12 protein-coding genes are annotated in these 13,326 nt (G+C 62.8%); 2 read left to right on the top strand and 10 right to left on the bottom strand.

All coding sequences use genetic code 11. From position 1 onward, the window contains the following. From hflC to orn, 10 genes are all read right to left on the bottom strand, one after another. Complete coding sequence (gene hflC / locus CCR96_RS07005; RefSeq protein ID WP_201219228.1) at positions 1–924, bottom strand: protease modulator HflC; 924 nt, start codon at positions 922–924, stop codon at positions 1–3. Beyond that, positions 924–2,102: an FtsH protease activity modulator HflK gene (hflK, locus tag CCR96_RS07000; protein WP_201219226.1), complete on the bottom strand. Its 1,179-nt coding sequence runs from the start codon at positions 2,100–2,102 to the stop codon at positions 924–926. The genes hflC and hflK overlap by 1 nt, the downstream gene beginning before the upstream one ends. Before the next feature lie 254 nt (positions 2,103–2,356). Continuing rightward, positions 2,357–3,661 (bottom strand): ribosome rescue GTPase HflX, encoded by a 1,305-nt coding sequence (gene hflX, locus CCR96_RS06995; RefSeq protein ID WP_201219224.1) that lies wholly within the window; start codon positions 3,659–3,661, stop codon positions 2,357–2,359. Positions 3,662–3,718: 57 nt separating this feature from the next. Continuing rightward, positions 3,719–3,967 (bottom strand): RNA chaperone Hfq, encoded by a 249-nt coding sequence (hfq, locus tag CCR96_RS06990; protein WP_201219222.1) that lies wholly within the window; start codon positions 3,965–3,967, stop codon positions 3,719–3,721. 247 nt (positions 3,968–4,214) lie between these two features. Next, entirely contained in the window at positions 4,215–5,177 is a 963-nt protein-coding gene (gene miaA, locus CCR96_RS06985) for a tRNA (adenosine(37)-N6)-dimethylallyltransferase MiaA (RefSeq protein ID WP_201219213.1), read from the bottom strand. A 75-nt stretch (positions 5,178–5,252) separates the two neighbouring features. Then, a complete protein-coding gene (gene mutL, locus CCR96_RS06980; RefSeq protein ID WP_201219211.1) occupies positions 5,253–7,229 on the bottom strand; it encodes a DNA mismatch repair endonuclease MutL in 1,977 nt (658 codons plus the stop codon). Between the two features lie 124 nt (positions 7,230–7,353). Further along, a complete protein-coding gene (locus tag CCR96_RS06975; protein WP_242518671.1) occupies positions 7,354–8,760 on the bottom strand; it encodes an N-acetylmuramoyl-L-alanine amidase in 1,407 nt (468 codons plus the stop codon). 300 nt (positions 8,761–9,060) lie between these two features. Next, positions 9,061–9,579, bottom strand: a complete 519-nt coding sequence (tsaE, locus tag CCR96_RS06970) for a tRNA (adenosine(37)-N6)-threonylcarbamoyltransferase complex ATPase subunit type 1 TsaE (protein WP_201219206.1) — start codon at positions 9,577–9,579, stop codon at positions 9,061–9,063. A gap of 5 nt (positions 9,580–9,584) precedes the next feature. Then, entirely contained in the window at positions 9,585–11,099 is a 1,515-nt protein-coding gene (locus CCR96_RS06965) for an NAD(P)H-hydrate dehydratase (protein WP_201219199.1), read from the bottom strand. 114 nt (positions 11,100–11,213) lie between these two features. After that, positions 11,214–11,762, bottom strand: a complete 549-nt coding sequence (gene orn, locus CCR96_RS06960) for an oligoribonuclease (protein ID WP_338035834.1) — start codon at positions 11,760–11,762, stop codon at positions 11,214–11,216. A 114-nt stretch (positions 11,763–11,876) separates the two neighbouring features. On the opposite strand from orn, the gene CCR96_RS06955 reads away from it, so the two are divergent. Together CCR96_RS06955 and rsgA are read left to right on the top strand one after the other, a co-directional pair. Then, positions 11,877–12,164: a c-type cytochrome gene (locus CCR96_RS06955; RefSeq protein WP_201219197.1), complete on the top strand. Its 288-nt coding sequence runs from the start codon at positions 11,877–11,879 to the stop codon at positions 12,162–12,164. Positions 12,165–12,192: 28 nt separating this feature from the next. Beyond that, positions 12,193–13,209, top strand: a complete 1,017-nt coding sequence (gene rsgA / locus CCR96_RS06950) for a ribosome small subunit-dependent GTPase A (protein WP_201219195.1) — start codon at positions 12,193–12,195, stop codon at positions 13,207–13,209. Positions 13,210–13,326: the final 117 nt, after the last annotated feature.

Below are 13,326 nucleotides of genomic sequence, written 5' to 3'. Positions count from 1 at the left end.
CTAGCGCGTGGCCGTTCCTGGCAAGCGGGGCGATCCACTCAAGGCTGCAGCCGAGCCGGGGTCCTGCGAGTTAAAGAACCGGAAGAACTCCGAATCCGGCGAGAGCACCAGTGTGCTGCCCTGATTGGCGAAGGTGCTTCGATAGGCATTCAGGCTTCGGTAGAAGGCGTAGAAGTTTGGGTTTTGCTGATAGGCGGTGGCGTAGATCTCAGCCGCCCGCCCATCACCCTCACCGCGCGTTTCTTCGGCCTCTTTGTAGGCATCGGCGATGATCACGGTGCGTTGCCGATCAGCGTCGGCACGGATGCGCTCAGCAGCCTCAGCACCCTTTGCCCGCAGATCACGCGCGACTCGCTCACGCTCGGCACGCATGCGATTGTAGACCGATTCGCTGACCTCCGGCGGCAGGTCGATCTTCTTGACCCGCACATCCAGCACCTCAACACCCAGCTCGCCGGCCTGCGTATCACTGACCTTGGTCAACGCCTTCATCAGCTCGATACGGTCTTCGGTCACCACCTCTTGGATGGTGCGCTTACCAAACTCGTCACGCAGCGCGGTATTGATCCGCTCGGAGAGCAGCCGCTCGGCGCGCGCACTGTCGCCGCCGGTCGAGCGGAAGAACTGCGCGGCGTCGTTGATGCGCCATTTCGTGTAAGAGTCGACGATGACGTCCTTCTTCTCAATGGTCAGGAACCGCTGCGGTCTGGCATCAAGGGTCTGGATGCGCGCATCGAAGTGCATGATGTTATTCAGCACTGGCACCTTGAAATGCAGGCCCGGCTCATAATCACTGCGCACGATCTCACCGAGCCGCAGCTTGATGGCCGTCTCCCACTGCTGCACCGTGAAGGTCGATGCGAGGACAATCAGCGCAAGCAGCGCAACCGCAATAGGAATCAGGATTTTCTTGGTGTCATCCATCAGCGTGAACTCCGATCGCGGGATACGTCGCGGAGCTGAGACGTGGTTGGCGGCGCGTTGTACTGGCTCGAATCAGGGCCATTGCGCATCGAGGTCCGCGGCTGCGCGACCTGCGCCGTTTGGCTCCGCATGATCTGATCCAACGGCAGATACATCAGACTGTTCCCCTGCGGCACATCGATCAGCACCATATTGCTTCCAGTCAAGACCGACTCGATGGTCTCGAGATAAAGACGCTCACGCGTCACCTCTGGGGCCTTCTCGTACTGAGTCCGAATCGCATTGAAGCGAGAGGTCTCACCTTCAGCCGAAGCCACGACCTGATCTCGATAGGCCTTAGCGTTTGCGATCGCGCGCGCCGCTTCACCACGAGCCTGCGGCAGGATCTCATTGGCGTAGGCCTCAGCCTTGTTCTCGAGCCGCTCCTTATCCTCGCGCGCCTTGATGGCGTCATCGAAGGCGTCTTTGACCTGCTCGGGCGGCTTCGCTGGCTGCATGTTGACCGAGGTCACGAGCAACCCGGTCTTGTATTCATCCATGAGGGACTGAACACCCTGCTGGATCATCGCCGCTACGGCACTTCGACCCTCGGTCAGTATGAAGTCGAGCTTGGCGCCACCAATAGTCTTGCGCACCACGGTTTCCGTGGCATCCCGCAAGGTCTTCATTGGCGCCTGATCTTGGAACAGGTAGTTGGATGCGTCCTGGATACGCGACTGCACCGTCAGCTCGACGTCAACGATGTTCTCGTCGCGCGTCAGCATCGCTGCCTTATGACTGAACGAGGAGATCTCATCAACGTTGACGACCTCGACCCGCTCGATTGGCCAAGGAATGTGCCAGTGCGGCCCCGGCGCCGTGGTCTTCACGTAGGCCCCAAAGCGCAGTACGACGCCGCGCTCGGCCGGATCGATGATGTAGATCCCGGTGAATAGCCAGACGATGAACACACCGGCGAGGATCACGCCGATCGTCTTCAGGCTCAAATCCACCGCGCTCGGACCCCCGCCACCGCCAGAACTCGACGACGATCCCCTGCCTCCGAACAGGCCACTGACCCGCTCCTGAAGTTTGCGCACGATCTCGTCGAGGTCCGGCGGCCCACCCTGATTGCCAGGGCCGCCCTGGTTGCTACCCCAGGGGTCCCGGTTGCCACCTCCCGGTTCATTCCAGGCCATACTTGCTCCGATTACACGTTGTTGCGTCGCGTCGTGACGTCGACTCTCGCTGTTCGCGAAGCGAGCGCCCTGCGTTCTGCAGGGCGGCTCGCAGTCGACCGTTACCGCCTCTCGGCGGCCTCTGCAGTCTTCAGCCGAGAATGCTGACAGCGTCTAGAGTGGGAAAGTGCCGCCCTCGCTGCGGTTATCAAGGACGCGGTTATCTAAAGACGTACTCTAAGCCAAAACCGCGCATTGTACGTGGCGTCGGCGGGTTACGACAATGCCGGCTCGCCCCTGAGTCGACACTGCTGCCAACGCGGATCGGCCTCAAGATAGCGCTCGACCTGCTGCCGCGCTAGTTCCACCTCCATGCGCCAACCACCTTCGTCGGTACCGACATCGTTGAGGACGCTGGCGTGCTCGAACAGCCAGGCGCGTAAGGCGCCATCCGCCGGGCCGAGCAGGAGCGATGCGTGCACCAGCTCGCCACGCAAGCGCTCACTCAAGGCTTCGGTCAGCAGCTCGACACCAGCACCGGTCTGCGCCGACATCCAGACCCGCCAAGGCCGACCCTCGGCATCACGATCCAAGCGTGGAATCTGATCATCAACCAGATCGATCTTGTTGTAGACCAACAGCTGCGGACAGTCCTGCGCACCGATCTCCGCCAACACCGACGCGACATCGCGGATGCGGCGGTCGCGCTCCGGCGATGCCGCGTCAACCACATGTAGCAGCAATGAGGCCTCGCGCGTCTCCTGCAAGGTCGAGCGGAAGGCTGCGACCAGCTCATGCGGAAGCCCGTTGATGAAGCCGACGGTATCGGCTAGCACCGCAGCCGGACCAGCCGGCAGGCGCAAGCGACGTAGAGTGGGATCGAGGGTCGCAAACAACTGATCCGCCTGATAGACGTCCGACTCGGTCAGCCGATTGAACAGTGTCGACTTGCCCGCGTTGGTATAGCCCACTAGCGACACGGTAGGGATCTCAGCACGATTTCGCGCCCGTCGACCCTGTCCACGCTGGGTCTCGACATGGGTCAGCCGCTGGTTCAGCAGCGCAATGCGACGACCGAGCAGCCGGCGGTCCGTCTCGAGCTGGGTCTCACCCGGACCGCGTAGCCCGATACCGCCCTTCTGGCGCTCCAGATGGGTCCAGCCGCGTACCAGCCGGGTCGAGAGATGTCGGAGCTGCGCCAGCTCGACTTGCAGCTTGCCATCGGCAGAGCGGGCGCGCTGAGCAAAGATGTCAAGAATCAGGCCGCTACGATCAACGACACGACAGGCAAGCAGCCGCTCCAGATTGCGCTCCTGAGCCGGACTCAGTGCATGATCAAAGATCACCAGCTCAGCAGCAGCGGCCTCGACCAATGCCTTCAGTTCATCGGCCTTGCCAGCGCCGATGAACAGCCGCGGATCAGGCGTATCTCGCGACCCGCCAAGCATCCCGACCACCTCCGCACCAGCGGCCTCGGCGAGCAGCCGAAACTCCTCGGCTGCATCATCCGTCGTCCGCTGGCCACCCATGGCGATCTGCACCAGGATTGAGCGCTCACCGGCCTCAGGACGCTCAAGCATCGGATTGCCTCAGACCACCGAAAATGCTGGATGGCCTCGAGTCTGCGCGTGAGACGATCAGCCGTCGTCCTCCTCGATCCCATCCTGGGGCAGCGGCAACTTGACATTGCGCGTCGGCACCACGGTCGAGATGGCGTGTTTATAGATCATCTGACTGACATTGTTCTTCAGCAGCACAACGAACTGATCAAACGATTCGATCTGACCTTGCAGCTTGATCCCGTTCACGAGGAATATCGAGACCGGAACCCGCTCTTTGCGCAAGGCGTTCAAAAAGGGATCTTGTAGACTCTGCCCCTTAGACATGGGCGATTCTCCTTGTTGTTATCACGGACCGGCATCAGCACGGCGCGACATGCGATGAAACCGATAAAGTAATGCAAGATAGCACAGAGATCAGCGCAGATGCCCAAGCAAACCGCAAGCCAGGAGAGCGTCCCAGGAAAAGCCTTACCCCTGGAGAACGACCGAGCCATGCGATCCAGAGAGACCTGGCAGGACTCACTCCCATGGCGCGGCATCGCCTTAAAACATGAATCGCGTGAGATTCACGTTAAGACCGGAAGGCCTCCACCTGCTGCAATGCCTCCTGCTCGACCTCAGCCCCATCCCAGAGCCAAACCGCGTTCTCCTCAGCGCGTAACCAGGTGTACTGCCGCTTCGCAAGCTGCCGAGTGGCCACCAGCGCTTTCTCGCGCATCTGCTCCCAGCTCAGTTCGCCACTGAGATAGGCCCAAAGCTGCCGATATCCGACCGCCCTCATCGATGGCAGCGTCGCATCCAGATCGCCGCGCGCATACAGAGCGCGGACCTCATCTTCAAACCCCGCCGCAAGCATCGCCTGCAACCGCAGCTCAATGCGCTGATGCAGCGTCGCCCGCTCGCGTGGCGAGCGCACGAGCCTCAACACGCGGTATGGCAGCGCGCTGCCGGCGTCCCGGCGCCAAAGCTCACTCATTGGCCGACCACTGACCAAGAACACCTCGAGCGCCCGCTGCACACGCTGCGGATCATTTTGATGCACCCTTGCCGCAGTCAACGGATCGACCTCGACCAGCCAGTCATGCATCGCGGCGGCGCCCTCCGCAGCAAAACGCTCAGCCAACTGCGCGCGAACCTCCGGCTGTGCGGTCGGCAGCGGCGACAGGCCGCCGACCAAGGCGCGCCAGTAGAGCATGGTACCGCCCACCAAGAGCGGAATGCGCCCGGCAGCGGTGATCTCAGCCATCGCCGCTAACGCATCGACGCGAAAGCGCGCCGCCGAGTAGGCCTCGCTGGGATCGCAGATGTCGACCAAGCGATGCGGGAAGCGAGCGAGCACACTCGGCGCAGGCTTCGCGGTGCCGATGTCCATCCCGCGATAGACCAGCGCCGAATCGACGCTGATCAGCTCGCAGGGCAACTGCTCCGCCAGCGCCAACGCCAACGCCGTCTTGCCTGACGCCGTTGGTCCAGTGATGAAGATCGCCGGCGGCGCGGTCTCTCCAGCTGCACCAGCCGAATCAGGAGTGGTCATCGCCGGCAGCCTCGTGCTCATGGCGCGGCGCCACCCCGAAAAATGAATCGCTTGAGATTCACGCTAAGCCCGTCGTCAGCGCCCGCGCCAGAACAATCGATCCAACGCTTGCAGCGAAAGTTTAATCCAAGTTGGACGGCCATGATTGCACTGATCGGCGCGCTCAGTGCGCTCCATCGCCCGTAGCAGCGCGTTCATCTCCGGCAAGGTCAACTGTCTGTTCGCCCGCACCGCACCATGACAGGCCATGGTCGATAGCACGCGGTTGATCTCAGCGCGCACGCGATCACTACTGCCTTCGGCAACCAGATCGGCGAGCAGGTCGCGCAGCAATTGCTCCGGATCGGCCCCACTGAGAATGGCTGGGATCGCCCTCAGCAGCAGACGCTCGGGGCCGACCCGATCGACGCTAACACCCAGCGTTGACAGCAATTCCTGCTGTTCTTCGGCGAGATCAGCCTCGCGCCCTGAGACGGCAACCGCGATCGGGACCAGCAGCGGCTGTTGCTGCACCGCGCCCTGCCCCCAGCCCGCCTTCAACCGCTCATAGCCGATGCGCTCATGCGCAGCGTGCATGTCGACCAAGATGAGCCCATCCGCACCCTGCGACAGGATGTAGACGCCGCTCAACTGCCCGATGGCGAAGCCAAGCGGTGGCAGCTCCCGATCTGATTCTCGGTCATCACCTGAACCTTCAGGACCGACATTGCCCCAGCCCTGCGTCAGACTGTCCCCGAGGCCAGCGCTCAGATCAGCGCTCAGATCAGCGCTCGAAGTAGGCCGCGAATCGAGCCCCGCAACCTCGCCACGGTCGAGCAGCGCGGCAGCTAAGGCGGGGTCCAGCGTGCCATCAGGCACAGCGTCCGGCATCTGTAGCGCCAAGGCCGCAGCATAAGTGCTACGGCCATCGCTGATCCGCAACGGCAGACGAGACTGCGTTGGCGCCCTCACCTCGGCCGCGGCAGTAACCGGTTGCTCCTCCGCCCCAGGGCCAGTCAGCGCCGGATCAACCGCAATCCTTGCCTGCGCCTCGCCCTGTTCACAGCTGTCGGCGAGGCGACGATGCAGGCTGCGGAACAGGAAATCGTGCACCTGCCGGCCCTCGCGGAAACGGACCTCATGCTTCGCCGGATGGACATTGACATCGACCTGGCGGGGGTCGAGCTGCAGATAGAGCACATAGGCCGGATGACGCCCATGATGGAGCACATCCTGGAACGCCTGTCGCACCGCATGGGCGACCAGCTTATCGCGCACCATGCGGCCGTTGACGAAGAAGAACTGCAGGTCGGTTTGACTGCGCGAGAATGCCGGACGCGCCACCCAACCGCTGAGCGCGAGTCCGACCGCCTGCTCATCCACCTCGAGCGCATGCTGCACAAAGGTCTCGCCGAGCAGCGTCTGCAAGCGCTGGTCGAGCGCACGCGCTGACAACGGCTCAGGCGCAGCACGCAGATCAAAGAGCTCGCGGCCGTTGTGCTGCACGCGAAAGCCGACATCAGCACGGGCCAGCGCCATGCGCCGAATCAGCTGCTCGATGTGACCCAGCTCGGTGCGCTCGGTGCGCAAGAACTTGCGCCGCGCTGGCACGCGATAGAACAGGTCACGCACCTCCACCGAGGTGCCAACCGGATGCGCGGCCGGCGCCGCCTCCCCCACACAATCGGTGCCATCGGCACTCAGGCGCCAGCCGTGCTCGGCCCCCTGCTCGCGCGAGATCACCTCGAGCCGCGCCACCGAGGCGATACTCGGCAACGCCTCGCCGCGGAACCCCAGGCTGGCGACGGATTCGAGATCATGGAGGCTGCTGATCTTGCTCGTCGCGTGGCGAGAGACAGCTAGGGCGAGATCATCAGGGCCGATGCCAGAGCCGTCATCGCGCACGCAAATGCGTTTGATCCCGGCCTGCTCCAGCTCGATGACGATCTGTCGCGCTCCAGCATCGAGGCTGTTTTCGAGTAGCTCCTTGACGACCGAAGCCGGCCGCTCGATGACCTCACCGGCGGCGATCTGATTGACGAGGAGCGGGGGTAGCGAACGGATGCGTGGCATCCGTCGATGGAAGCAGAAACCCAGCGATCGAGCAAGCCGACGCTCTCGGCCGCTTAACTTCCCAACTTCTTAACCTCTAAACACCCACAACCCCAGGCTGCAGCCGCGCCCCCACTGCGCCGCTTCAGCTGCCAGGGATGATCAGCACCTGCCCGACGCGAATCTGATCGCCCTGCAGCTGATTGATATCCCGCAGCACACTCAGCCTGACGTTATAGCGACCCGCAATCTCGGACAGGGTATCGCCAGGTTCGATGCGATGTTGACGCGCCCCCGAGGTCGTCGCCTGAGCCAGCGTCTGTGCCGGCGTCTTGGCAAAGCGCGTGCCCGGTGGGGGGTACTCGGCGAAGTACTCGATGATGCCGTCGAGGATTGCGTCAGCGAGCTTGTTCTGGTAGCTCGCATTGCGCAGCCGCTTCTCTTCGTCCGGATTCGAGATAAAGGCGGTCTCCACCAGCATCGACGGGATATCCGGTGATTTGAGTACCGCGAAACCGGCCTGCTGGATGCGTTGCTGATGCACTTCACCCAGCCGTTGTAGCTTCGACAGCACCTTGCTGGCCGCGATGCCGCTGAGCTCGATCGTTGCGTTCTGACTCATCTCGAGCAGCACGCTGGCGAGCAGGTCATCGCGCTGCTTGAGATCAACGCCGCCGATCAGGTCGGCGCGATTTTCGCGCTCGGCAATCCAGCGCGCGGCCTCACTGGTCGCCCCCCCCGCCGAGAGCGTAAACACCGATGAGCCACGCACCCGTGGATCTTTGAACGCATCGGCATGGATCGAGACGAAGAGGTCCGCGCGATGCTCACGTGCGATCTCGATCCGCTTGCGCAGGTGGAGGAAGTAGTCGCCATCCCGAACCAGCACCGCTCGCATGCCCGGTTTAGCATCGATGCGTTGCGCCAGCTTGCGCGAAATCGCCAGCGTGATGTCCTTCTCGCGCGTCCCACCACCACCGACCGCCCCCGGATCTTTGCCGCCGTGGCCGGCATCAACCGCGATGATGAGATCCCGATTCGACGGCTTTGTACTGCGAATCGAGAGATGCTCCTCGCCCGGGTTGATCGACCCACCTGGGTTGATCGACGCCAGCCCGGCAGCCTTGGCGCTGCTGGCCGCACTAGAGCGCGGGCTCGCCTTGCTAGACGCCACCATCGTGCCAGACCGCGGCGAGAGATCGATCACCAGCCGGTGACCATGCGAGCCGCTCGGCCCCAGGTTGAAGCTCTTCGCCCGCACCTGCTGTTTCAGGTCGAGCACGATGCGCAGATCATCGCCCTCACGAATACCGCTGCGCAGGTTGGCAACGACGGGGTCCTCAGCTGCGGGCTCAGGAAGATCGCCCTGGAGTCGCGCGTCAATCAGATCGATCACGAGTCGGTGCGGATCATCGAGCGCAAACACCTGGTGCCCGACCGGAGACTCGACATCGACCACGAAGCGCGTGTACTCGGGGCCAGTCCACATGCGAGCGCCATTCACAGCGACCTGGCCCGCGAAGGTCAGGTCAGTGAAGCATACAACAAGCATCAAGAGACTGGTTCGAGCCAGCGTCCAAAGCATCAGTCAAGGTACCCCTGCGCCGTCATCACCACCGCTCGGCAAGGTGGTATTTTTACCTCTAAAGCATAGACGCATCTGAAACGATTTCCAAGTTGAAACGGCCGCTTGAAGACACTTCTTGACGGCTCAACGAGCTTTGAGTAGCGCCAGCGCAACAGGGCATCAAACGGTTATCTACCCCTCAACTCGGATTCGGACACACTCATGCGAGCCGCCAACGACAGGCTCAGCGGGCACGTTGGCCCTGCCGAGCGCAGGTCAGCCTGATCAGTCCAGCGCAGCCGCTTGGTCCGACAGCGCGGACAGAACGGAAGTCAAATGTGCGCAGGCATTCAACCTGATCCGGCGCCGATCGCCGGCATGCTCGATCAACAGCTCGAGATCGGCCGGCGGCAGTGCGCCAGCGCCCCGCTCCGGCCATTCGATCAGGATCAAGCCGGGGCGCTCGAGCAGATCACGGAGACCGAGGTAGTCGAGTTCCTCCGGATCAGCCAAGCGATAGAGATCCAGATGCACCACCGGCGGATCAACCGCTTCATAGGGCTCGATCAGCGTGTAGGTCGGGCTGCGCACCGCCCCCTGGTAACCGAGCCCGCGTAGCAGACCACGGACCAGCGTGGTCTTGCCAGCGCCAAGGTCACCGCGCAGGTAAACGACCCCGCGATGCGGCCGCAGCAGCGTCGCCAGACGCGCACCGAGCGATAGTTGCGCGGCCTCTCCGGCAACCTCGAATTCGACCTCGGCCGGAGACTCGGCCGCTACTGACTTGTCATCGACCTGATCCATTTTCCTCACAACGCCTCATCCGCCAAGCCTAGAAGCGGTTGCAAGGCGGCCATCAGATCACTGACGATCAGACCTCGCTCACCCTGCTCCGCCGCGCGATCGCCGGCCGCGCCGTGCAGGCAAACACCCACCTCAGCGGCCGCAACCGGCTCCATGCCCTGCCCGATCAGCGCGGCAATGATACCGGTCAGGGCGTCGCCCATACCCGCGCTCGCCATACCAGGATTGCCGTCCATACAGACCGCGACTGGACGCAGTCCGGGGCCGTCGACCAGGGTACCAGCACCCTTGAGCACGACGACACCACCATAGCGCTCCTGCAGGCACTTCAGTGCAGCAAAACGGTCAGTCTCGACCTCGGCGACCGAACAACCCAGCAGCCGCGCTGCCTCACCTGGGTGCGGCGTCAGCACCCAGTTGCTGCGGCGCTGCGGGTCCTGTGCGAGCAGGTTGAGTCCATCGGCATCCAGCACCAAGGGTTTGTTGGCCGCAAGCACCTGCCTGTACAACGACTGCCCCCAGCCGTCTTGCCCCAACCCAGGCCCAAGCGCGACCAAGGTGGCCCGCTGCAACAGGGCCTCGAGCTCGGCGGCCTCCGCCACCGCATGCACCATCAGCTCGGGACGGGTAAGGTTGAGCACGGCTGCATGCGCGGGATGGGTCGCAATCGCAACGCGGCCAACCCCTGCCCGCAGCGCGGCCTCGCCAGCAAGGCGTGCCGCGCCACTCATGCCCTGGTTACCGCCGACCACCAGAAGATAGCCAAAATCGCCCTTGTTGGCGCACCGCCGACGCCGCGGCAATAATCGACCCTGCTGGCTCCAGTCGATCCGACGTGCGGCTGGGATCTCGCTGGCATAGATCAGCGCTGGCACACGCAGGGCATCGAAGCAGAGCTCGCCGCAATACTCCGGGCCCAGTCCGGTATAGAGCCCGCACTTGAGACCGATGAAGCTGATAGTGGCAGCAGCCTGAATCGCCGCGCCCAGCACCCGACCAGTATCGGCATGCAGACCCGAGGGTATATCCAGCGCCAGGACGGGCGCTCGCGAGGCCTGACACTGAGCAACGGCGGCTGCCCAAAGCCCTGTCAGCGGCCGCTCGAGGCCAGTTCCAAGCATCGCATCGACGATCAGCTCGGCGTCTAGCGGCAGCCGCGTGAAAGGCTCGATAGTTCCGCCCGCCGCTTGGTAGGCCTGAGCCGCGCTCAAGGCCGCCCCCTGCAGCCGGCTATGATCTCCGAGCGTCAGCACGCGCACCCCGAGCTGAGAGTGATGCGCAAGCCTGGCGACCACATAGCCATCGCCACCGTTATTGCCCGCTCCGGCCAACACGACGAGCGAGCGCGCTTGCGGCCAGCGTGCGCGTAACAACGAAAAGGCCGCGGCTCCTGCACGTTCCATGAGCTGCTCGGCCGGGATGCCATGCTGCTCGATCGCAGCCTGATCCAAGCTCCTGACCTGCTCAGCGCGATAGAGTGCGCGCGGCAACTGCTGAGATTCGGGTAACACGCGGGTCATGAGATCATCCTCGCGAACAGAGCAGGTCGCCAGCCCGGACGATGAAGCGCTTGTTTCAGGGCAACCGACATGAGAGACGAATGAGGGCCGAATGAGGGCCGAATCAGAGCCGAATCAGAGCCGAAGTAGCTCAGCGCGATAGTGGGCCAGTTCGGCGATCGACTCCTTGATATCGGACAGTGCCAGATGGGCACCCTCCTTTTTGAACGCATCGGCCACCTGTGGCGCCCAGCGCTGCGCTAGAATCTTTACTGTGCTCACATCAAGGTTGCGATAATGGAAGAAGGATTCGAGGCGAGGCATCCAGCGCGCCAAGAAGCGGCGGTCCTGGCAGATACTGTTTCCGCACAGCGGCGAGGCCCCGGCCTTGCACCAGGCCTCGAGAAACGCCAATGTCTTCATCTCAGCCGAGCGCTCGTCTTCGCGGCTGTAACGGACCCGTTCGAGCAGTCCAGAGGCCGCATGGTGAGTTTGGTTCCAGTCGTCCATCGCCACCAAGACATGCTCGGGCTGATGGATCGCAAGTACCGGCCCCTCAGCAACAACCTTCAGGTCTGAGTCGGTCACTAGGGTCGCGATCTCGATGATCTGGTCGCGGGACGGCTCAAGCCCGGTCATCTCCAGATCAATCCAGATCAGGTTGTCTTCGTTTACCACAGTCACCCCGTAAGGTTCGAAAGTCGATTCTACTCAAAGCACTGCAGGACTCAGCTCAAACTGGCTGAGCATCACTGCAGCCTCTTCAACCCATTTCCCATTCCACTCGCGGAGAATCTCATGATCCAGCGTTTCCTGCTCAACCTAACCGCCGCGTCCTTGATCACCATCGGCGTGCATGCTCAAGCCGAGGACGCCGTCGATGCGCAAGCACTGTTCGATCAGAACTGCACCAGCTGTCACGGCTCCGAGGTCTATACCCGTGATGATCGGCGCATCGACTCACTCGACGCCTTGCACGGCCAAGTGCGCATGTGCGAGCAGAACCTTGGCCTGACCTGGTTCGACGATCAGGTCGATGCCGTCACCGCCCTGCTCAATCGGGAATACTACAAGTTCGAGCCTTGACCCCAGCTCAGCTCCCGGCACCCTTAGCATGCCTCGACGGCGACTCTCAGAACGACAGATCGCGCGCATCGAGCGCATACAAGAGCGTCGCCGCAGCAAGGTCGAGGCCCGTGCCGAACTCGCGCTTAGCGAACTCGATGATGAGGCCGGCCGTAACGGCCTCGTCATCGTCCGCCACGGCGCCTCCTTGATCGTCGAGGATCAGGACGAACAATGCCATTATTGCGTCACCAGACAACACATCGGTCATCCCGTCTGTGGTGACCGAGTGGTCTGGCAGCCCAGCGGCGCAAACGCTGGCGTCATCACGGCCATTCAAGCGCGCGACACCCTACTCAGCCGGCCCGGCACCGGCGGTCACGACAAGCCACTCGCGGCGAATATCGGCCTCTTGATCATCGTCGTCGCTCCGCAGCCGCCGCCGACCGGTTTCCTGATCGATCAGTACCTGGTAGCAGCGGAGCGGATCGGCGTCTCGGCCCTGATCCTCTGTAACAAGATGGACCTACTCGATGACAGCGAGCGCACAGCCTTCCTCGGCCAGTTTGAGCATTACGCCAAGATCGGCTATCCACTACTACCGTTGAGCCTTAAACAGGACCCTAGCCTTGCGCCGCTGCGCGCGCATTTTGCCCGACGCTCTGGCATCTTGGTCGGCCAATCTGGCGTCGGCAAGTCCTCGCTGATCAAGGCCTTGCTGCCCGATCAGTCAGTCCAGATCGGGGCCCTCTCCGGTACCACGGGTCTCGGGCGGCATACCACCTCGGCGGCAACCAGTTATCGCCTCGACAGCGGCGGCCGTCTGATCGACTCCCCCGGTGTGCGCAGTTTTCGACTTGGACCCATTACACGCGCCGAACTCGAGCAAGGGTTCCCGGAGTTTCGGCCGTTCATCGGCCACTGCCGATTCAGCAACTGTCATCATCAACACGAGCCTGATTGCGCCATCCTCGCTGCCAGCGCCGATGGCGCGATCGCGCCTGATCGGCTATTGGCCTTCCAGCAACTTGCAAAGGACATCACCCGCAGCGCGGACTCACTGTAACGCAACCCCAGCCTGAAACAGGGAGCGAGAACATGAATCGCCTGCGATTCAGGTCAGCAACCGGCGACGCGCTATCACCGTTACCCTAACAAGCGCTTCATCGTCCGGGGTGGCAAT

This window comes from Halochromatium roseum (genome assembly GCF_016653315.1).
In the GTDB taxonomy this organism is placed as follows: domain Bacteria; phylum Pseudomonadota; class Gammaproteobacteria; order Chromatiales; family Chromatiaceae; genus Lamprobacter; species Lamprobacter roseus.
Note: the sequence above shows the minus strand (reverse complement) of the source record. Positions and strands in the feature narration are given on the sequence as shown.

What these genes read in the sequence shown, in the direction of transcription:
- tsaE (WP_201219206.1), bottom strand. Translation starts at nt 9,579, where the DNA reads ATGGATCAGGTCGATGACAAGTCAGTAGCGGCCGAGTCTCCGGCCGAG.
- CCR96_RS06975 (WP_242518671.1), bottom strand. Translation starts at nt 8,760, where the DNA reads ATGCTTGTTGTATGCTTCACTGACCTGACCTTCGCGGGCCAGGTCGCT.
- rsgA (WP_201219195.1), top strand. Translation starts at nt 12,193, where the DNA reads ATGCCTCGACGGCGACTCTCAGAACGACAGATCGCGCGCATCGAGCGC.
- miaA (WP_201219213.1), bottom strand. Translation starts at nt 5,177, where the DNA reads ATGACCACTCCTGATTCGGCTGGTGCAGCTGGAGAGACCGCGCCGCCG.
- hfq (WP_201219222.1), bottom strand. Translation starts at nt 3,967, where the DNA reads ATGTCTAAGGGGCAGAGTCTACAAGATCCCTTTTTGAACGCCTTGCGC.
- CCR96_RS06965 (WP_201219199.1), bottom strand. Translation starts at nt 11,099, where the DNA reads ATGACCCGCGTGTTACCCGAATCTCAGCAGTTGCCGCGCGCACTCTAT.
- hflK (WP_201219226.1), bottom strand. Translation starts at nt 2,102, where the DNA reads ATGGCCTGGAATGAACCGGGAGGTGGCAACCGGGACCCCTGGGGTAGC.
- hflC (WP_201219228.1), bottom strand. Translation starts at nt 924, where the DNA reads ATGGATGACACCAAGAAAATCCTGATTCCTATTGCGGTTGCGCTGCTT.
- mutL (WP_201219211.1), bottom strand. Translation starts at nt 7,229, where the DNA reads ATGCCACGCATCCGTTCGCTACCCCCGCTCCTCGTCAATCAGATCGCC.
- CCR96_RS06955 (WP_201219197.1), top strand. Translation starts at nt 11,877, where the DNA reads ATGATCCAGCGTTTCCTGCTCAACCTAACCGCCGCGTCCTTGATCACC.
- hflX (WP_201219224.1), bottom strand. Translation starts at nt 3,661, where the DNA reads ATGCTTGAGCGTCCTGAGGCCGGTGAGCGCTCAATCCTGGTGCAGATC.